Origin of the sequence: Spirosoma foliorum (assembly GCF_014117325.1) — a bacterium.
Lineage (GTDB): Bacteria > Bacteroidota > Bacteroidia > Cytophagales > Spirosomataceae > Spirosoma > Spirosoma foliorum.
Window position 1 is genome coordinate 6,583,087 of sequence record NZ_CP059732.1, and the last position, 20,010, is coordinate 6,603,096.

Consider the following 20,010-nt stretch of genomic DNA (forward strand, 5'->3'; position numbering starts at 1 on the left):
TTAGTTTAGTAGGTGATTTCGTTTTGATGTATCATAGATTATCGTAGACGGTTTCGGATAATTCCCACTGTATCTTCATGTTGCGCTTCTCTTTCGTACTCATCTGCCATACTTTTTAGAATGGTGGAAGCCACAAAAGGATGAGAAAACTCCAAAGCCAAGGCCCATCTCCTATACATGGAAGCTAGTTCACGCTCTTGGTCGCCATTTTCTCCCCGCATATGGGTACCACGCGAATTAAAGAGTTCAATGGTGATACTACGGGAAATTTCTTCAGATTGAATTTGTTCCAGAACTTGCCTTACTGGCTCACAAGGCCAAACACCATCGACACCATTCGGAGACGTTGCCAGCAATTTTCCCAAAGAACGATCGCCAGCATTCTGCCGCCCCAATTCTGCACATGATTTACGCACTACATTGATCCATCCTAAGAGTAAGTCCGGGTCAATCTCACCCTGTTTATTTCGCCCTGGTATAAATTTTAGGCCCTCTATAAGTTTGTATCCCTGCTTTGCTCTGTTCTGAATATGGTCCGCCTTTTCAAGCCTCAACTCTTCCGGATCTTCTTTTCCATCTTGACGTTTATAAACCCACGCGATAACTTGAGTGAAAAATTCGGGATGATTACCTATATATTTTTCCAAATTAGGAGCGCCGTGTTTTGCTCTCAACCCTCGATAATGTACCAAAATATCAATATAAAAAAACTCTAATCCTGCCATCTCTTCTACCGTGAAAGTGGCGCTTTCATTCAAGATTTTGAACGCTTTTTCTATGTGATATTCCTTTAGTGGGTAGTGCCCTTCTGGTTCATCTCCACCTATTACAAGCCTATCCATAAGTCTAAACAAAACGGCAGGGCGTAGTTTTTCAAACACAAGATGAACGCAATGGAATGCTGCGCGAGGACGCTTGACCATGAGTAATTGATCAACAATATTGTTCAACTCATCGTCAGTTTGGTTTCCCCAGCTTGGTATAACCTCGGTCCAATACATTTGCTGACATGATGAATCCATTTCCTCGATAAGAGACCAAGTCGTAGTCCGAAAAGGAGCTTGTTCCAGCAACTTTACGAAGTTCTCTTCTGGTAAAGATACTCTTAGCTGCTTCAGTACTTCTGCTCTTGCTAAATCATCTTCAATTGATCGAATAGCTCCTTTGACAAGATTTTTAAAGGTCCATGAATTGAATTCGTCTCCGGGTTTTGTAACTCTTAACAAGAAATCAACAACCTCTTCTGGAGCTAAAACCGAAGTGACCATTAATGCTCCGATCAGGTCAGGAGATTTACCCATTTCTGCTAAGTTTAGAATACCTTCAATTCCACGTTCCGCCTTAATATTCTGAAGGGCCTCACTTCGCATTTTTGTAATGCGGTTATCTCTTTTTTCGTAATCCAAGTCATCATCTTGTATTTCATCGAAGGATTCTTGGACCCAGATGTCACGAAACAACCATTCATACTTATTCAAAAGATCAGTAGGCTCTAATGCCGTATAAGCAGCTTTAGCGGCACGAATAAGCCTACTTGAGTTACTCTTTTCACTCTGAGCATCTCCCTTGTGTGACATGATCATTACTCGAATTTTCTCTCGCACCTGTGCCTTGTCAAAATCATTGGCTGTAGCGGCCCAATTTCCCACGATGCTCCATAGGGTTTCTTGTCGCCTATTATCTAAGCCATGAAGGCGTTCAACAAGATCACCGATCATCGATCGATCATAAGTCTTCCAGTTTAAAGACATATCGACCACTTTCATAACAAAGGCCTCTATTTCAATATCCTGCTTAGGTTCCCCATATCCTTGGGCATCATTTCGCCAGCTAGGTTTGTGGTTGTAATTACCCGTGTAGTGCAGTTGACCAAATTGCTCCATGCATATTTCCCAGGCAATTTTTGGGAAACGTATGGAAAGAAGTTCTATGGTTGTTAATCTTTGTTGGAGGCTTGCAGCAGTTTGTGGCATCCAGGAAAGAAAAATAGCCTTAAGTGATTCAATTGGTTTATTCACCCAGTTATCATCAATTTTGATTTCAGCGAGCTTTGCCAGTACGAAAACGACTCTTGAAAAGGTTGTGGGTGACCAAGCTAAACTCTCTAAGGCCCACAATAAACCAGCCCGCGAGGTGCCGCCAAAGATTCCAGAATCGGCCGGCCGCATGAGGCCAAAAGATGCGGGCTCAACTGTTTTTAAATCCTTCTCTAATATTTTTAGAAATTCGTCAGGGGCGGCTTCCGCATACGTCGGTAAGTCACGATCCTGTGCTTCCAATGTGCGGGTTGTCAGCGGCTCACCCAGTAGTTTTCTAACCAAGCCAACTGCCATAGATTCGACATTTAGCCCTAATTTCTTTTGAAACAATTTATTCCCATAGACCGCTAATAAGACAAGCGTTTCACAAATTCCCTTACGTAATGCCCCTGAAATTTCACGCATTTTTCCACGAAGCATGGCAAACAGGCGATCTTTTTCGGGAAGATCCAAAGAAGGCTCATCTTCCGAAAGGACGAAATCAGCAACTTCAAAATAGGTTTCTAATTCAGAACGAGTGAGCGTACCACTGATTGCGAATAAGAGATCAATTTTAGAAACAACACCACGATATGAGCCAACCGACCAGACAGGGGAATCATTTAACTGTGTAAGTTTTTGAAGTTGTTTTTCTAGCTCTTCGTATGAGGTTTCCTTTGCTAATGAAGACAAAATAAATTGATCCAGCTTATTAGTAGAACTCCATGCTCCAGCAAACATAAATGGCACCAGGCTAGTCGCAATCTGTCGATTAACAGACCAATCCGGAGCCCTAACGGCTGGCACCTTGGAAAGTCTTCTTCGCAGAACAGTTAACGAGCGGCCAGATTCATTTTCAAGTCTATTCACTTCGTCTCGACTATACCCAGTTTCCTCAAGAGCAGAATGAAACGTGTCATAATTTAACGGCTCTAATAAGACATGCGGCTCGGTATTAATTGCATTACGAGGATATACAACAGCCGTATAAATAGTGCGGCAAAATGGTGCCAGTTCACGTTCAACTTCTCGCGTAGTAGCAATTGCAATGAAGTTTGAGGAACCTATAGCAAGCTTAGGAAGTATTCCCGGTTCATCGAAAACAACAATCCGATCCCGGAAAGAAGCTAGTTCCGTTCCCGTTTCACTAAATAATTCAGCTAAAAAGGCCACTGCTTCTTCCGTTGAATCCGCAGCAATAATAATGGGTTCCTCTGGTTCCTTAGCCAATATAGATGCCACCGTCTTTCTCGCCCCTTCCACAGCAACTTTAAATAAAGTTCTTGGTAATGGCGGAGAAGCGACTTGTGCCCAATCAGACCAGCATTGATCAAGCGATCTAGTTTTACTTGAAAAACGTTTCGTCTCATTAGCAAACCAAGTTTGCCCAGCTACTGATTGTTCCAGCCATTGCTCGAGGTCGCTGGCGTCATAAGCACGGATATCCTTCCAATGTCCCTCAGCTTTCCGTTCACTGATCCATTGTGTTTTTCCAGGCCAGCGACGTGGCGTGACAAAAACAAATGTCGTATTGCTACGATCTGATTTACTTTCGGCTTTCGTACTTTTTTTATAATCGTGATCAGCTTTGCCTTTGATGGCCTCGTTACAACCAAACTCCCATCCAGATTGGCCTTCAGGAATCCACGGAGTTCCTGAAGTAGCGGTAACAGAACCATCGCAGCCTGGACGCTGAGCGTCATCATTCCCAGAAAAATCAACTTTTGTTAGTCCGACACCGGTTGAATGGACGAGTGTACGCAGAAAAACCGAAAGACGTGATCGGGCACTGATATTATGATCAACCCAGGTCTCTATTTCATTAGCTACAATACTCAAAAATGGTGGTACATATGCGTTTGTGTTGGCTGGTGCACCTTTTGTTTGTGCAACGTCATAAGCTGCTTGTAAATCGTGGAGCTTTTGCGCAGGAATACCAAAGGCTCTTTCAATTCTAGCAGCCATATCAGAAGACAATGATGAATTCCCATTTATAAAATTTGAGAAGGCAGGACGTCCAATACCAAGGGTTTTTGCCGCATCTTTAACTGTTATCTTCTGGGGCGTTAGAATCGTTTCTCGGATATACTCGCCCGGAGTTTGTGTAGTATTAATGTCCTCAAGGGCCATATCAAAATCAATTTGTATTCTGTAGCGCAACACGATACACAATATAAAAGTTTCAATTTGTAATTAATTTCAGTATGGATGTTAGACGCCAATCTTGCAGGCAGAAAATCACCTGATAAAATGCAATTGAAGTAATGGCGATGCATCAGCAGCCATTTGCCCATGTTCGAGTAAAACTTCCCGGTATTTGATCAATGTGATGGCTTTCCAATCTACTGCCGTGATTGTTTCTGGCAATTGAATCGTATCGCGAGCGAATACATCACGCAACCACATTTCCGCAATTAGTGAATGGTCAAGGTTGGGTTGATAGCCTAGCAGCCAGACTAGTCTTGAGCGCACAGCATATCCATAAGGGGAAAATGTTCTATCATAATTTTGATAGATTTCTGGATCGTAGATTAGGTATAGATTGGGCATCATGTCTGCATTGCGGATCAGTTTAACGTGCTCATCGACCTGATGACGAAATTCACATGATGTCATCTGCCTCTGTCGGTAGCCCTGCAGTAATCCGCGTAAATAAGGCTCATAGGGTAAGATAACATTGTCGCTGGGGAGATAGCCTAAACGTTCTTCGATCAACTCCCGGCCCTCGTCTTCAAGATCAGGCAGTATTGTAACTGCGGTAATAAGGTCGTTCCATTGCACCATTTCCTTGCGGCCTTCCGTAATGGCCTCAGCGTAAGCATCATCGAAACGTTTAACATCGCCGTTGTAATATTCATCAATGATCGTCTGGTTTGAATTCATTTTTATGCTCCGGTCGTAAAAGCATTCATTACATTCCCTATATTAGCATAACAGTAACAAACAGCAAACACTAAATACACAAGCAAATGAACGAGAAAGAAGGCGAAGATGAAGGGTATCCACCGGAATACGCCCATATCGAAGACAAGGTGCAGGCCGCCCAAGAGCGGGCTCGGCAGATTGATGAGCAGATCAAAAATGTCCCACAGAACAGTAAACCGACGCTTGCCTTCAGGCCACCTGGTTTCACACAACCACGCTATTTTAACCGCGAACGGGCAATCGCGTCTTTAGAACAGCAGAAATCTGAATTGAAAGAAGATACTTTCAGTCAGGTTGAGCAGGAAGTAAGAGAGGCTGACCCTAAAGCTGCTCGGCAAGTGCGTGATCAAGCCCGTGAAACGCTATATCCTAATCCGTTTAGACAGATGGATGTTGAGAAAAAGAATACATTTCACAGTAAGCCTAAGGATTTAGAGCTATCGCAGAATTATATGGATTCGATGTTTTCCCGGTCAAGAAGACTTCCTTCAAAAGATAAATCCCCTGAGCGAGGCAAAGACATGGATCGTGATTAAAATTTGATCACACTTAATCTTTATCCAGTTCAATGTCCCGACCTCTGGATTTGGTTGGTGTACCCTGCTCTTTTGATGGACGCTCTCCCTTTAGCCAGGACGGTAAACGATCTTTCATCCGCTCCGTCGTATATTGGTCACGTCCTGCTTTAAAACCAGCAATGCGATTGCTCTCACCTTGGACGTTGGCTAGTTGTTCGGCCAATTGTGGCAGGTGCTGAGCAATCGTATACCCCTCATTAAAGCCTTTCAGATAATCTGGTTCTACTTTCTCCTCGTCTTCCATAGCTAGAACGTGTTTCGTGCGTTTTGTTCAAGATAGGCATTTAATGAATCACGATCATACACAATGATTTTCTTCTGCGGCTGTGAGAAACGGATCTTTCCCTCATCCCTCAGTTTCTGCAATGTCGTTTTCGATTTGATGTTTAGCAATTGCATGGCTTCCTCATCAGAAATCCATTTTTCTTTTTCTTGCCCGCTCTTCTCTTTAAGCCTAGCAACAACCTGTTCAACCAGAGCATAAAAGGCTTCATCTTGCAGGCAGATTACTTCCATGAAGTTTTTATTAAAAAAGAAATAGATGATTACGAAAGTATATAGTAAGTAAAATTACGAGAAATCAATACCCATCTTATTTCTGATCTTGATATAAAATCTGGACCTTCTATGTATCTATTACCACTTTGCATTTTTGCTATTTCGAGACCTTTAACAGCTTCCTTAATCCACGTATTTGCATCTTCGGTAGAAGCCAATTCGGCCCAGTAAATTGTTGTTATATAGACAATGCTTACTGTAACATAAAGGTTTGAGGCCATGCCTCTTCTAAGTCAATTGCCTTTACGGTAATATCTAAGGAGTTATCTAATGCTGTATTGTATAATTGGACTTCAGCTCCAGATATTTTCCTTGGCTTAGGTACAGTTTTAGGGCCTAGGATACTACTTGATGCTAGTTAGTTTTCGCTCAGAAGCTTTTCTAATTAGCTACGGTCTGTTATCTGGAGATTAGTGTTTGCCGAAACTATTCCAACATTAAACTTATCCGCCATGTAGCGCCCCAGTTCAGTTTCTCGACTTTTTAGGTGTAAAAACGAAAAGATTACAACTCTAGTTTTTCTCTTTGCTTCAATCTATTTAGATAAATTATTCGCAATTTGTTTTAATTGTGAACGTATATCTTGAACATAAGTACTGTGTAATCCAACGAAAAACATTATAAATAAGGAAAATTTATTCATGTCAATGAATAAAAAATTAAATCATTTTACAGGAATATTTTTGCAACTTAGCTCTTGGTCTTGCATTTCGAAAAGTTGGAGATTTTTTACTTTGCGATCACCTACTGCAAAAAGAGCACTTCCGCTAACTGTAATACCATATTTAGAATAATAATTAGTAATCACGTCGGCATATCCATTATTTTCGGTAGACCCTATGAAAGTCCTATCTGGTCCATACTGTTCACCGGCATCAGTAATAATATTTACTGCTCTACTTTTATAGCTAAATGATATATCAGATTTGTCAGCCCGATCATTATAAATAGTAAACTGGCATGTCAGAAAATCACCACTTTGCGAACACCCTTTAAGAGTAATTAGAATCCCTTCTGAGTTTCTCCCACTGCAAATCGGTTTTGGAGATGGAGTAGTATGTCTAGATTGATAAGGATCTTTTACTACAACTATTCCATTTATTAATCTATCTATATCAGGAGTTCGAGTTATATCTCCAGCTACTGAGCGTATAATTATTCCTCGTTGGATATCAATTATTTTAACATTCACTCGCACGCTCTCACTGAAAGAAGTGTAAGTACCATAGATCAGAGCCTCTATCCCAGCCAATCTACCTAGCTGTATCGCTGTAGAAGGATCAGTGAGGGCTTTACTCTGCAGTTGGTTTTCCTGCATTAAGATGTTGATACGGCTTCTATCAATTACTAAAAATCCGTGACCGGCTTCAGGTAAATATGTATTAAATTCTTCACTAAGAAATTGACCAAATTGTGTAACAGATCCATTAGTATCTGTGAAATCGGCAACTGCGATACGCTTTTTATTTGTTTCAGCGATTTTTTTGCCCAGTTCCTGCGCAATCGACTTAATCTGCAAGTCGTACTGAGCATGCAAGTCATAAATAATTAAAAAATTAAATACAAGGAAAAGTATGATATGAATTTTTCTCATATTAAAATAAAAATTAATCGCTTTTCGAACAAAAACTTTATTAGCTTCGATGAAGTTATATTACTGGTTCAAACTCTTTTTTATGAAAATACGAGCTGAATTTACTAGATTAATAATCACTCAGCATAGCTCAGTTACAGGTGATATTTTACTATAACGCTGATTTTTCACTTCTTTACTTGTATAAAAATAAAACGCAAGACTATTATTTTTTATTTTTATCTAAATTGTACACATTAATAAATGGTAAAAAATTTCTTGCGTTTACAAAGATTAAAATTTTGAGTTGATAAATTTTGGCTTTACTATTTCTATGCGAAACAAGCTACATCTTTCAACTATTATATTTTTAAAACCTATTTAGCCATGTATGTGTCTTGATTGTAATGAGTTAGTCGGTGTAAGTTTTTGTATAGACTTTACATGGCTCAATGACAAATTGCTCTGTTTTTAATTCGACATCATTATCATTTCGAAACCAGATTTGATGATTCATATGATCTTGCTTTTGTTGAATGTAAACCTCTTTCCAACACTTCGTCTCTCCAGGATGAATATAGAAAACATTATATGCAGCATAACTCCACATATGCTGATTAAGCCCTTTGACATTTATTGAAGAGCCATTTGTTAAACAGATTACACAGGAGTTTTTTGTTCCACAGTCAGGGGCAGGCTTGATTTCAGTCCGTACTTTTGGAGTATTAGATGTATTGCTAGAGTTATTAGTGTTATTTATTCCAATACCTCCTACTGAACTCAGTAATTTGTTGACTTCTGGTGTACGAGGGATAACGCCATCTGTCCCGCCCAAACGAACAGCTCGTTGACTATCGATAATTTTTACAGTGAGGTCAATAGAGTTATCTAAAGGTGCATAATTGCCCGTGATAAATACATCTACGCCAGCAATTTTACCAAGGGTAGGGATAGTTTTCGGATCTAATATACTCTTAGCTCCAAACTTATTTTCTTCCATTAACTGTGCCAGTTGACTACGATCCAATACCTCCAGATTAGGGCTATTACTGAGGCCTAAACTAAACTTATCGGCCATATATCGGCCTAATTCGGTCTCCTGGTTCTGTAGGTCAAGAAAAGAGGCAACTGCAACGCGTTTTTTGCCTTTGGCTTCTATTTGTTTAGCTAAGTCGTTTGCAATTTGGCGTAATTGGGAACGAACATCTTGAGACAATGCATTATTGTAAATAAATATTCCAAAAAACAGGGTGGCTAGAAACGAGGAACGATTCATTTTTTTGCTTTGTTTTAGTTTAAGTTAAGAATAAACGATTTGGGTTAATAATATGAACAACCGCTTTACCGCTTTTCGCAATAGCAGATAATTTTCCATAAAAACAATTGCCTTTATTCTTTCCAACTGCATAAATATATAATTCGTAATTGGCATTCTTATACTCTGTTATAAGCAACTGTATAAAGGGTGTAGCTGCTGGTATTTACTCCCATTAATATAGTAGTGTATTTAATTTCTGCTCTACTTATCATCTATATAAAAAGAGTCCTTTTTAGAATATTTTCAAAATATGCTTTATAATCACAAATAATAAAATCCTTTGTAAAAGATTGATAATGTCTACCTTTTAGAGAATTTTAGTTTTTCAGTTAATTCAAGAGTTCTAATTATTGAGAGCGTTTGAGCATTTTCTTTTGAATAGTCAGTACCACTACCATCAAGTGTTTCCCGGCTGATTACTTGACCATTGTGCTTGACTGTCAATGTTACATGAGTTTTGTATTTGTGAATCTGCCCATTGGCCCGATTTTCGGGATCATTTTCTGTAAATTCAGAAATTTCACAGACAGGTTTGGTAGAATTCAATTTGCCCTTCTCATATGGAACAAATGAATAATTTACATACTGTTTAGAAAGAATTTCAGAAGCCTTCTCTGCTAGCTCAAATCCATTCATCGAACTCTCTTTGACGGTGATAACAGCCACTTCAACTTTGCGACGCGTGTTGGTAACATCAAAGAAATTGCTTAAAATGCTTTCCATTACATTTGCTTTAAGAATAATCCCAGTTTCTGGATTTTCAATGGCTTGAAGCATACCCAAGAAGACCTTTTTGCCATTGACGATTGTGTACAAAGATGACCCACTCATACCTTTACTAATCTGTTCTTTAGGAAAGTAAGGTCTGATGACAATTCGGATATTATCCTTTTCTAATAAGAATACCTTCATTGACTTGACTATGCCATTCAATTGCGCAATGTCAAGAAAACCATCTACGCTTCCAGTTAGAATATTTTCATAGTTTACATCAATCTGCCAATCCGTACAATACTGTTCACCTCCTGCTATGATTCTTACAATGGCCAAATCGTATGGATATAGTTCGACCAATTCTCCAGTAGACAACACACTTCTAGGACCCCATATTGAAAAAGGCTTATTCATATCTTGAACTACATGGGCAGGAGTGATCACAAAACATTCACCTGACCTAGTCCTTAGTATACCAGATCCATGCTCATGAGCTTGTATATGAACGGCTTGCTGCCCGTAGACAAGCTCATGAGTACTTAGTCCTAAATAGGAAAGTATAATCACGACAAAAGCTTTCATTTTTGCCAAGAAAGGATAACTCCTTTTATTAAGTTATTATCTTTTAAAAAAGTAAATAAGCTTGTAAGAAAGCCTAATGCACCGAAAATGAGCGAAATAATTTGAAAGGGAGATGCTTTTGATAAGCGATCAAATTTGGTAGCTTGAATGTCAACTCCGCTATTTTGTGTTTTCGGACCTGGTTTTAAAATAGTAGCCTGTTTAGCGATTACGCGATAAGCAGCTTGCATACATGGCTGTTCATTAATCGTAATAAAACCAAAAGCTTTATTATTTTTATCATCGAACGTTATTTGATCACCTAAGTAAAGTTGATTGGTGCCTGCCTCAAACGTATCAGTAAATGTTGACTTCCCGGTCATATTGATTTCACCACTTCGAAGCACCGCTGTACTCTCATCTGGTGTTTCAAAATCAACGGATCGGCCTATATTCACTACACCATCAACCGGTAAAATAATAGTTTGGCCGTTCTCAGCTCTAGATTTTATGTTACTGATGAAGATTTGCAGAAAATGGCTTGTATGCCTAACAAACTGACTATTTTCATCAAATATGCTTCCAATAATCTGATTTTTAGGAGCATTGAATTGTAAAATTGCTGGACCATAAGCTGTACGTTCAATAGTGACAGCGACTCCTTTATTAAGTTTCAAAGAGCCAGTAAACTTTTTAAAAATAGGATTGGTGCCGGTATCGTAGATATCAGCATCGTAAAAGTTTAGATGGCTACCATTTTCATCTACTGTTTGAATTTCTATTCGTTCTGTATTCGCGGTAATATTAAATGTAGTTACGATTGGGTCAAATAGTAATGGATAGGAAATAGCTGAACATACTAATACCACTATACTTATTAGCCAAGTCTTTCGTGATAACCAAGTAGTTCGTAAAACTCGTTTCATATTAAAACCGAACAGGTAAATTAAGAATGGAAGTGCTTCTGGTAGGCCATCTGACAATAATTCGTTTTATTCGAATTTCAGAATACTTAGTAAGATCGTAGCCTGATAGCTTACAAAGGCAGTTATAGGCTGTAGCAATTGGTTCAGGTATTTTTTCGCATTCAATAACATGCTCAACTGATTTATTAGATAAGTCACTTAAAATTAGCTCAGTATACACATCCGTATTTAGGTACACATAAGCTTGCTGCTGATTAAATTTAGGACTGTTCCAAGCCGATAGGACATAGCATTCTGGTTCTTCATCGCAGGCTTTTGTAATTTTAGCCAAGATCGTGATATCCTTAATGGAATAATTTTTTAATTCATTTTGGTACTGGGTTGGCAGGATAAGCTCATAAATACCTGGTTCAGAACCCACAATCGTAAAGGGTAGCTTGGCTTGATATCTCCCATCTCGCGAACTTATCTCTACACAAAGTAGAGGTTGAGTATGCTTGGGTATGCGCACAAAAAAAGAGTTTGGTACTATTTTATCACTATTTTCAAAAGCCATAATACCCACTCTCACCCCACCGCTAACCGGTATATTAGTATAAAATACCTCCCATTTCTGCAACATGTAACGTTTATCTGGATCAAGTTTCCTGATAGATGACTGGCTGAATAGAAAGGTGGGTAGAAGTATTAGGCAACAAAGAGCTATCAGTACTTTTAATATATTCATTCACTCATTCGAATTAAATAGTTCGTTAAATTGCTCAAATTTAGGGCTTTATGGACTAAATTATATCAAAGAAATTACTTTAAATTAAAAATCATTAATTCCAAAACTCCTTTTAGGGATTAAACGAGTTAATAATATTGTAAATTTTTGAAAATCAGTAATTTATAGTTATTAATTTGAATCGATAACTTAATGATAATATCTCAATATATCTAAGTAAAACTACAATAAACGTACAAGATCTAAGAGGGTATACAGCATTGGCGTCAATGCAAAAGTAAACTTCAGCCAACTTAAGTAATAGCTGATCAAAATTAAAACCATTCGAAAATTCAGCCTTCAATTTTATCACTGATGAACCACCTATTACATATAATTGGTAAAACATGCCAACTCAGTATACTACTTTTTCTGTGCATTAATGGGCAAGCTCAAGGAATAAAACCACGGCTGATGGTTATTCCGGCCGATGATTTGCTGAAACGACTAAACTGTTTGAAGTATATAACCATTAACGGCGTAACTTTTCTAGAACGGGATTACCAGAAAGCTTTTGCCGATCAGATCGATTTGCGCTTCGCCTGTGCCGCCATTGCTGATCAGTTTGCCAAACAGGGGTTTCTGCTGGAAGATCTGGAACACTCTTTGAAAGAACTCCATAATACGAACATTACGAGTGACATTCGCAACTTACAATCCGATGCTCTTACGCAGGTTCTGAATCAAGTACGACCCGACGTGGTTCTTGAATTGTCTTATCAAATGCAGAAGAGAAATGCGACCAATAGATTGATATTTGTGCTGGCGGCTAAAGATTCGTACACCAACAAAGTGATTAAAGCTATTGCCAATCCCGGTTTAGCCTCCCTTGAGGACAACGTTCCGGTTTTACTGACTGATCAAGTACTTAATAATATGAACACTTTTCTCAACGGCATTAATGAACACGAGGAAGATATCCAGACGAACGGCCGTACAATTAAACTTATGGTTTCGATAGCCGGTAGTACAGAGTTCGAACTATCGAATGAATGTAGCACTACTGGCGTGCCTTACAGGGATATGATTCTGACCCTGATTGAAAAATACAAACAACCCGATTCAGAGTCGCCTAATACAAAGCCGGGCGAAACAGATAAGCTAGTGCAGTTCATCAACATTCGGATTCCGTATCTAGATACTAAGAAAAAAAAGGGTATCTCGGCCCGCGATTGGGTTAACCTAATGCAGGCAGATTTGCAGAAAATATGCGGTGTGAAAGTGAAAAATGCCTCGCAGGGCCTAGGAGAAGGCCATATCATTCTATCACGTTAAGATATCGCTCTTCTTTCGACCATCTGACCTTGAGCAGCAATTTAAAGTAATGGATTTGTGCTGGCAAAAGCAGTTGCAGGGGCCTCCCTTTACGATTGCTAGTTACAAACAACTGACTAGTGGGACCCCAAAAAGAACAAATAAAAGTGTGCTGTATATACAGTAGTTATAGATTCTGAGTTGACTTTTTATCTGCTAAATTTCTTTTGTAAATTTTGTACAAATAAAAAATAACTTACAGATTTTATTTATTACCTTATTGACAGTCAAGAATCAATGGGTGAAATCGGACTACTGACCCACTGTTTCTAAGTTAGTTTATTTAAGGAACATAGTACTGTTAAACAGCTCCAGTAGCAATTTAAAAGCTAAGAATGAACGGCAACATTCGTAATTGTTGTACCAAATAAAAAAACCGTCACAGTATTTAACTGTAACGGCTTAATTTTCAGAGTAGCGGGAGCAGGACTCGAACCAGCGACTTTTGCGTTGTGAGTCCTGCCAGCCCTATAAATCTTTGTTAAAAAATAAAATCCTGAAATGTTGTCCTATTGTTGTCCTGAACAAAAAAGAGGTTATACCTCTGAAGATATAACCTCTTGATTATCAAGTACCAGGAGCGGGAGTCGAACCCGCACGGGCTTGAGGCCCACAGGATTTTAAGTCCGGCGTGTCTACCAATTCCACCATCCCGGCATTCCATTTCCGCCGAAGCAGATTTTTACAAAAAAAGCACCGGGGTCGGTGCCTTTTTGTAGAGCGAAAGACGGGGTTCGAACCCGCGACCTCGACCTTGGCAAGGTCGCGCTCTACCAGCTGAGCTACTTTCGCGTTTTACAATTTGCCACTCTCTCGGCGAATTGTGGATGCAAAATTAGGCTATTTTCTTCGTTTGTCAAGTCTTACGTCTAAAAAAAACTAAAAATTTTGCGCGTCTATATGTATAAATCTGATTGTGAATAAATTACTCTTTATCTAATTTAATTCAAGTTGCGAGATTATAGAGCATGTGGCGTAAGTCCGTCGAAGGTATATGCCAGAAGGAATAAAAACACTTTCAAGAGGAATCCTTTGGCCGTTACCGCATGAATATGGCGGGGAAATAAGTCGGTGATCTGACTAAATGCCCCTTCAATTGGCTTGCGGAAGTGGTTCTTAAGAAACACTTCCCAAGGCTGGTCAGGGCGGTGAGAATTTATTTTGCGATGAATTCGAAGATAAATCTGTTCATGCTGGGCATATAAATCTTCCTGTTCATAGTCGGTGTAGCCTTTGTCGCCATACAGTTCACTGCCCGCTGGCAGATCAATAGTCATAGACTGCAGGGCTGTGACATCGGCAAAGCTACCTGCTAGCACGAAATAATCAACTGGCAAGCAATCTTCATCCACAATGACTTGAATCTTGAAACCGTAAAAATATTCCTTTTTAGCTTCATTGTAGCCATGATAGGCTTTGCCTTTCAGCAATTTACAAACCGGAATCCGGCAATTGCGGCAGACGGCTACGGGAAACGAATCAATGATATAACGGCTATTGATATTGAGGTCTTTAAGGGTAAATCCCAAGGAATGAAAGAGGGCTATTAACCGGGCTTCAAGTCGATGAATACGTCGATTAAATCCTGATTTGTCGATCATTTTTAAACCATGATGTTCGCGCATATATTTCATAGCCGAGCCTTGATTACCGTAAAAGAACAGGGCCGCTAGCAAAGCGGTTGTCGCGATTTCGGCATCATTAAGTTTACAATGAGCATCTTCTTTAGGGGCACTAAGCTTGAAGAAATCGTCTAAAAAGCAGTAGATTGCTATGGCTTTGTCAGTCATGGGAGTTGTTATTTTAGAACCTCGGAGACTCTAAAATACACTCCTGACTGGCAGGCTCAAACTATCTCGCAACTTGAATTAATTTAACAACGCATCATTTACCTGCGTGTCGAAAACGCCTGTTAGTACTTGTCCGTTACGTTTTACTTGTACCCAAATGCGATAATGACCATCACGCGGAAATGCGTAAGGGAACTCCACCATGTTATTTGTTTTCATAGCATGACTCATACCAGGCATACTTGTTGTCAGTAGCTTATTCTTTTCGACTTCGGGCAATGTTTTCAATTTAGTCACGTAGGTATCGATGCTATCACGGAATCGGGCAGCATTGGGGTAATGGAAAGTTCTGGCTGTATCGGCAATACGATTTACCAGGGAACCTTCGGCTGCCATTGAGTACGTTCCAACAGGATGCAAGTGAATATAGACCGTTCCATCTGAGCGCAGAATAACTGCATGCCCTCCCATGCCCAGATATGGCTCTAAAGCAGCGGCTTTTCCTTGTGCATCGGCTACAGCGAATTTTAACAGATATAGTTTCCCCGCTTCCAGAATCTGCGAGGGTTTGTCCATCCAAATCATCGTAGACCCATCGCTAAGTTTCACACTAGCACCGGGCTTGCCACACACGACCATGTCATTATCTAAATGGGGGACGTTTACTGCATTTGCTTTTACTCCCATCGGTTCGGTTACGAGCCAGCTATCGTCTACATCAGTTGGCTTCGCATTAGCAGCTGTTTCTGCTGTAATTTTTAGCGATGGGACCTCAACGGTATCGGTCAGCGTTTCAGCAAATCCACTCCGGTAAACCACATCAGCATAGAGCAGGTATTTGCCTCCCGGCAATAGCGGTAAAGTCGATTCATAGTTCAGCGTATCCCGACGTTCAGGGTGCAAATGCGCGAAGGCATCCAGCCCCGGCGTTCGAACTAAAAAAGCGTGCATAAGTTTGCCATGATCGGGCAGCATAAAACTAAAAAGCCGACGAGATCTTCGGCCACTACCAAAGCCTGTTGTATCGAACTGGATCGTTAGCTGGCGTTGCGCATTAGTAACACGCGCCGATGTTGCAATGCGTGTTGGCTGATAGAGTTGCTCATTCCGATAGTCTTCGGCGGTACTCGTCCACCAGGAGCGCCAGCCTGTTAGAATCAACACAATAACAGCCAAACCAACGCCCATGCCAACCAATCTCCGACGACCGAGTGTAGCAGGTGCTTTTTGACCGGGTAACAAAACGCCATCCGAATTGCTGGCGCCAATGATGGTAATGAGCATAACAACCAGCAGGAGACCCATTGCGGCCAATGCCAGACCCGTTCCCTGGGGCATTTCACGCAAAGCGGTTGCCATAGCCACAACAGGCACAATCACCTGCTGTTTACCATCGGGTCCATCGATGCTCAATTCAATACTCGACGAGCCAGAGTCCATTAGCCACAAATCTCCCTCGTAACGATTGGCTTCTACAGGGGTCAGAATATCGTGCGTTGGCGCGCCTTTATCGCCCGAACGGAAATAAATTGGTCTTGCTCCAATACTACTCACCCGGCCTTGTTCCACAAATACCGTTACGATGGCCGTTCCAGGCACTACATCAGGCGGTTTTACGCTGATTAGCAATTGATAGTTACCAACCTGTTTCTGTACAATTACGCCCGAACTGCCAACGTGAGCGGAGGCAATGAATGAATGAGTGAGTGATAGAATGAGTGAATAGAATAGGGCAAGTCGTATAACCCGTCCAGACATTCGTTTATTGCTTTTTATTGGATTCATTTCGCAGAATTTCATGACCTCTTTCCCTTAATACGCTCAATCAGCGAGCTACTCGTTTCATCCAATTTCCCCAAAGCAATCCAACTCGGGCCGAAAGGCTGGCGTAAATCAATGCCTTCCCAAAACCCATAGCAAATTCGGCTGGCGATTGGGTACGCCAGGGTGGGAAAGCATACCGATACTCCCAATCGGGCGGACTGCCATATGTCCAGGAATACGACAAAAAGATGCCGTTCCGCGCATAGGGAGATGTTTCCAGAAACTCGCCAAATGGCCATTGTACAGCCAGTAATATCAGCAAAAACACAACACCCAATAAAACGGCCAACACCCAATCGTTGAGTTTTCGTCCCGTAACCGGATTATCGAACCGATGCAAAATCCAGTCCATGGCAAAGGCTGGGATAATGAGTAGGGGCGGAAACACAAACGGCTGATAATGGGTGATTGGATTAAGCACCGGTCCTAACCGGGGAACGGCGGGCAGATGTTGAATGACCCAGCTTGGCAGGAGTAAAAACAACATAAATAGGCCTGCAATTGAGGTAATTGGCCACCGTAATAAGGAGGCTCGCCCCATAGCTACCAGATAGAACGGCAACACAATGGCTGCTGTAACATAATAAGCTGTACTATGCGTATCGCCCCGTTCCATTGTTTCAGAGAACAAAGAAAATAGCATAGTGAGCAGCAAGCCTGCCGCAATGGCAAATAACCATTTCAGGCGTATGGACGTAGTACTAACTAAACCAGTATTCTGGTGCCTGTTTTGTAAAGCCAGAACACCAATGATGGCCCCGAACTGTAATGTCATGATACCAATGGCCAGAATGGTATGTGGAGGGGTCAGAATCTGAACATCAAGCCCGTATGTGTTGTGCCACCAGTCGTCGAAAGGGGCCGATGTGAGCATGGCCAATGCTCCCCAAACGCAGAACATAGCGCCTAACGGCCCATAAAAAACACCCCAGAAAGGTACTGCCTCAGGGCGGCCAGGGTGATTTTTAGACAGCGTCAGGTTAAAAATCTGGTAGGCAGAAAATAATCCACCAACCACTCCCCCTACGTAAATAACCAGGTGTGGGGCCGCAAACAAACCATCACGTCCAATGCTCATGTGCCACATGATGTCCCAGAGAAGACCCATAATGACACAAAATGAAGCGAAGACAGCTGCGTAGATATAAATTGGTATGCTAAAACGCTGATCAGCAGAGGAGATAGATGGCATAAATAAACAAATTACCCGTAGGGCTTAATGATGCTGTAAAATACGAAATGTTGCGCAAAGTCGTGAGATCGCTTGGCAACAACGCTTACGCTCTCTGAGCCAACGGGATACAGTTCCACTGATTTATAGCGTTATTTGCGTATCGATGCGTGTACTTAAGCCAGATCATATGCTCCATTCCAATTTCTCTGCAAACAGTAAGTCGTTTGTAGCTAAAGCATTATTGATTAGCCTTAGCTTATTCATGAGTGCGTGTGTGCCCGACTTTTTAGTGTCGGACTCTGATTGGGTTGTTATTGAAGCCGGTGAACATGAGCCAAGCCCTGCCCGCAAATTTGGCTTACTTATCAGTCCGAGTGAAGTATCGGCCACGGTCACCTTCGATAGCAGCTGCATCTACGATGTCGGAGCCGTTGATGCCGATGACTGGAACAAAGTAATTGGCGTTGGATTTGTTGGCGCTAAAGATCAGCCATTGGATGGAGTCGCTCCTCATCAGGTAGATGGGGCACGGATTGGTTGGCGCTGGAACCCCCAACGGCAACGTATTGATCTGGGTGCCTATGTTTATGTTGAAGGCCAACGCATTGACTTCAAAGTAGCCGAAGTAGCCATTAATACCCCCACCAAAATGGTTATCAAGATCGATTACGATCGAAAAGTGTATCAGGTATTGGGTGGCAAAACGATTCCGTTCACCCACAATAAATCATTTGCGTATAACACTGGACTTTATTTCGGGGGTACCAGCGTGGCTCCTCACCGAATACGCGTAAAAATCCAGGATTATTAGTCTACTCCAGTGGCATGACGATCTCTCCTTTTGACCTGATTCTGTTACTGGGTAGTGTTCAGGGAGTTATTCTGGCGGCACTCTTATGGCTCAATCCGAAAGGTAATCGATTGCCGAACCGGTTATTGGCTACGCTCATTGGCCTACTGGCATCGATGAGTTTTGCGGTAGGGCATCCCATTACCAATCGTTGGGTAGTACTCGTGCTGGATTTAATTCCGCTTATTATTGCCATGCCCATTGGGCCACTCATTTACTTTTATACAAAGTCGATGCTGGACCCCGCTTTTCAATTTGGCAAAACCGAACGACGTCATTTTTATCCAGCTGTTCTGGATTTAGGCTCGAAATTCATAGGCTGGGTTTTCATTACTGGTATGCTGCTGGGATTTTTTGAGCGGGAAACCGGCCCCAATTGGGGAAATGCAATGGACGAATACGATACGTATGTTGATATTCCTCGCTGGCTATCGGCTACAATTTATCTATTTCTAGCCAGGCGTACACTTCGTCAGTACAAATCAACTACGTCAAATCAACAGGCAGGTCAACTTCCTCCTATGCGCTGGCTCTGGCAATTTGTCAATGTGTTTCTAGTTTTTCAGGTCATCTGGTTTATTCATTTAGTGCCTTATATCATCCCTGTTTCACGCGGCCCTTTACTTGATCGCTTTGGCTGGTATCCCATTTATATTCCTATTGCCATTCTGATCTACTGGCTGGGGTTCAAAGGGTATTTATTTACACGGTCGGAAAGCAGTAATAAGCCCACTGCCAAACCTGCTAATGCAGATTTGAATCCGCAAACCGTTGAGCAGGTCGTTAACGCGCTTTCGAGTGCGATGGAACAGGAAAAACTCTTCCTGGATACGGATTTGACCGTTGACAAATTAGGGCAGCATTTGCGACTTCCACCGAAACTGATCTCGGCAGTGCTCAATCAGCATCTACACAAGAATTTCAATGGGTTCATTAATGACTACCGAGTCGATGAAGTAAAACGTCGATTAGTCGATCCCGCCTATGAACACCTGACCCTTACCGGCATTGCCTTCGACTGTGGCTTCAACTCGCAGGCGACCTTTCAGCGTACATTCAAGCAATCAACGGGCGTTTCACCCGGCGAATACCTAAAAAATACCTCTCAAATCAGGATTTGA

16 protein-coding genes and 2 tRNA genes are annotated in these 20,010 nt (G+C 41.3%); 4 read left to right on the top strand and 14 right to left on the bottom strand.

Features of this window, described 5'->3' with window-relative positions:
- Positions 1-38 precede the first annotated feature (38 nt).
- The gene (locus H3H32_RS27735; RefSeq protein WP_182458989.1) at positions 39-4,148 is read right to left on the bottom strand and encodes a HigA family addiction module antitoxin; all 4,110 of its coding nucleotides are present in this window, start codon (positions 4,146-4,148) and stop codon (positions 39-41) included.
- A 108-nt stretch (positions 4,149-4,256) separates the two neighbouring features.
- Positions 4,257-4,901 carry a hypothetical protein gene (locus H3H32_RS27740; protein ID WP_182458990.1) on the bottom strand — a complete coding sequence of 215 codons (645 nt, stop codon included), beginning with the start codon at positions 4,899-4,901 and terminating at the stop codon, positions 4,257-4,259.
- Between the two features lie 86 nt (positions 4,902-4,987).
- Here H3H32_RS27740 and H3H32_RS27745 point away from each other — a divergent pair, with 86 nt between their 5' ends.
- Positions 4,988-5,479, top strand: a complete 492-nt coding sequence (locus H3H32_RS27745; RefSeq protein WP_182458991.1) for a hypothetical protein — start codon at positions 4,988-4,990, stop codon at positions 5,477-5,479.
- Positions 5,480-5,492: 13 nt separating this feature from the next.
- Here H3H32_RS27745 and H3H32_RS27750 read toward each other — a convergent pair whose 3' ends face one another.
- From H3H32_RS27750 to H3H32_RS27780, 7 genes are all read right to left on the bottom strand, one after another.
- Complete coding sequence (locus H3H32_RS27750) at positions 5,493-5,765, bottom strand: hypothetical protein (RefSeq protein ID WP_182458992.1); 273 nt, start codon at positions 5,763-5,765, stop codon at positions 5,493-5,495.
- A 2-nt stretch (positions 5,766-5,767) separates the two neighbouring features.
- A complete protein-coding gene (locus H3H32_RS27755) occupies positions 5,768-6,037 on the bottom strand; it encodes a helix-turn-helix domain-containing protein (protein ID WP_182458993.1) in 270 nt (89 codons plus the stop codon).
- A gap of 706 nt (positions 6,038-6,743) precedes the next feature.
- The gene (locus H3H32_RS27760) at positions 6,744-7,673 is read right to left on the bottom strand and encodes a FlgO family outer membrane protein (RefSeq protein ID WP_182458994.1); all 930 of its coding nucleotides are present in this window, start codon (positions 7,671-7,673) and stop codon (positions 6,744-6,746) included.
- Between the two features lie 391 nt (positions 7,674-8,064).
- Entirely contained in the window at positions 8,065-8,928 is an 864-nt protein-coding gene (locus H3H32_RS27765) for a FlgO family outer membrane protein (RefSeq protein ID WP_182458995.1), read from the bottom strand.
- Between the two features lie 342 nt (positions 8,929-9,270).
- Positions 9,271-10,266, bottom strand: a complete 996-nt coding sequence (locus H3H32_RS27770; RefSeq protein WP_182458996.1) for a hypothetical protein — start codon at positions 10,264-10,266, stop codon at positions 9,271-9,273.
- Positions 10,263-11,171: a hypothetical protein gene (locus H3H32_RS27775; RefSeq protein ID WP_182458997.1), complete on the bottom strand. Its 909-nt coding sequence runs from the start codon at positions 11,169-11,171 to the stop codon at positions 10,263-10,265. The genes H3H32_RS27770 and H3H32_RS27775 overlap by 4 nt, the downstream gene beginning before the upstream one ends.
- 1 nt (position 11,172) lies before the next feature.
- On the bottom strand, positions 11,173-11,793 hold the full coding sequence (locus tag H3H32_RS27780; protein WP_220472567.1) for a hypothetical protein: 621 nt from the start codon (positions 11,791-11,793) through the stop codon (positions 11,173-11,175).
- Between the two features lie 459 nt (positions 11,794-12,252).
- Between H3H32_RS27780 and H3H32_RS27785 the strand changes: the two genes are divergently transcribed.
- A complete protein-coding gene (locus H3H32_RS27785) occupies positions 12,253-13,212 on the top strand; it encodes a DUF6175 family protein (protein ID WP_182458999.1) in 960 nt (319 codons plus the stop codon).
- Positions 13,213-13,823: 611 nt separating this feature from the next.
- Here the strand turns inward: H3H32_RS27785 and H3H32_RS27790 are convergent.
- From H3H32_RS27790 to H3H32_RS27810, 5 genes are all read right to left on the bottom strand, one after another.
- Positions 13,824-13,908 (bottom strand) — tRNA-Leu (locus H3H32_RS27790).
- Positions 13,909-13,970: 62 nt separating this feature from the next.
- Positions 13,971-14,043 (bottom strand) — tRNA-Gly (locus tag H3H32_RS27795).
- A gap of 167 nt (positions 14,044-14,210) precedes the next feature.
- Complete coding sequence (locus H3H32_RS27800; RefSeq protein ID WP_182459000.1) at positions 14,211-15,041, bottom strand: IS982 family transposase; 831 nt, start codon at positions 15,039-15,041, stop codon at positions 14,211-14,213.
- A gap of 78 nt (positions 15,042-15,119) precedes the next feature.
- Complete coding sequence (locus H3H32_RS27805; protein WP_374191857.1) at positions 15,120-16,799, bottom strand: DUF8832 domain-containing protein; 1,680 nt, start codon at positions 16,797-16,799, stop codon at positions 15,120-15,122.
- Between the two features lie 67 nt (positions 16,800-16,866).
- Positions 16,867-18,057, bottom strand: coding sequence for a hypothetical protein (locus tag H3H32_RS27810; RefSeq protein WP_182459001.1), 1,191 nt, complete (start codon positions 18,055-18,057; stop codon positions 16,867-16,869).
- 169 nt (positions 18,058-18,226) lie between these two features.
- Here H3H32_RS27810 and H3H32_RS27815 point away from each other — a divergent pair, with 169 nt between their 5' ends.
- Entirely contained in the window at positions 18,227-18,850 is a 624-nt protein-coding gene (locus H3H32_RS27815) for a hypothetical protein (RefSeq protein WP_182459002.1), read from the top strand.
- Between the two features lie 14 nt (positions 18,851-18,864).
- Complete coding sequence (locus H3H32_RS27820; RefSeq protein ID WP_182459003.1) at positions 18,865-20,010, top strand: helix-turn-helix domain-containing protein; 1,146 nt, start codon at positions 18,865-18,867, stop codon at positions 20,008-20,010.

Bases quoted from the DNA above. Each gene is read 5' to 3' on its own strand.
- H3H32_RS27770 (WP_182458996.1), bottom strand. From the start codon at position 10,266: ATGAAAGCTTTTGTCGTGATTATACTTTCCTATTTAGGACTAAGTACT.
- H3H32_RS27735 (WP_182458989.1), bottom strand. From the start codon at position 4,148: ATGGCCCTTGAGGACATTAATACTACACAAACTCCGGGCGAGTATATC.
- H3H32_RS27805 (WP_374191857.1), bottom strand. From the start codon at position 16,799: ATGTCTGGACGGGTTATACGACTTGCCCTATTCTATTCACTCATTCTA.
- H3H32_RS27775 (WP_182458997.1), bottom strand. From the start codon at position 11,171: ATGAAACGAGTTTTACGAACTACTTGGTTATCACGAAAGACTTGGCTA.
- H3H32_RS27800 (WP_182459000.1), bottom strand. From the start codon at position 15,041: ATGACTGACAAAGCCATAGCAATCTACTGCTTTTTAGACGATTTCTTC.
- H3H32_RS27780 (WP_220472567.1), bottom strand. From the start codon at position 11,793: ATGTTGCAGAAATGGGAGGTATTTTATACTAATATACCGGTTAGCGGT.
- H3H32_RS27750 (WP_182458992.1), bottom strand. From the start codon at position 5,765: ATGGAAGACGAGGAGAAAGTAGAACCAGATTATCTGAAAGGCTTTAAT.
- H3H32_RS27785 (WP_182458999.1), top strand. From the start codon at position 12,253: ATGAACCACCTATTACATATAATTGGTAAAACATGCCAACTCAGTATA.
- H3H32_RS27820 (WP_182459003.1), top strand. From the start codon at position 18,865: ATGACGATCTCTCCTTTTGACCTGATTCTGTTACTGGGTAGTGTTCAG.
- H3H32_RS27745 (WP_182458991.1), top strand. From the start codon at position 4,988: ATGAACGAGAAAGAAGGCGAAGATGAAGGGTATCCACCGGAATACGCC.
- H3H32_RS27740 (WP_182458990.1), bottom strand. From the start codon at position 4,901: ATGAATTCAAACCAGACGATCATTGATGAATATTACAACGGCGATGTT.
- H3H32_RS27765 (WP_182458995.1), bottom strand. From the start codon at position 8,928: ATGAATCGTTCCTCGTTTCTAGCCACCCTGTTTTTTGGAATATTTATT.
- H3H32_RS27810 (WP_182459001.1), bottom strand. From the start codon at position 18,057: ATGCCATCTATCTCCTCTGCTGATCAGCGTTTTAGCATACCAATTTAT.
- H3H32_RS27755 (WP_182458993.1), bottom strand. From the start codon at position 6,037: ATGGAAGTAATCTGCCTGCAAGATGAAGCCTTTTATGCTCTGGTTGAA.
- H3H32_RS27760 (WP_182458994.1), bottom strand. From the start codon at position 7,673: ATGAGAAAAATTCATATCATACTTTTCCTTGTATTTAATTTTTTAATT.
- H3H32_RS27815 (WP_182459002.1), top strand. From the start codon at position 18,227: ATGCTCCATTCCAATTTCTCTGCAAACAGTAAGTCGTTTGTAGCTAAA.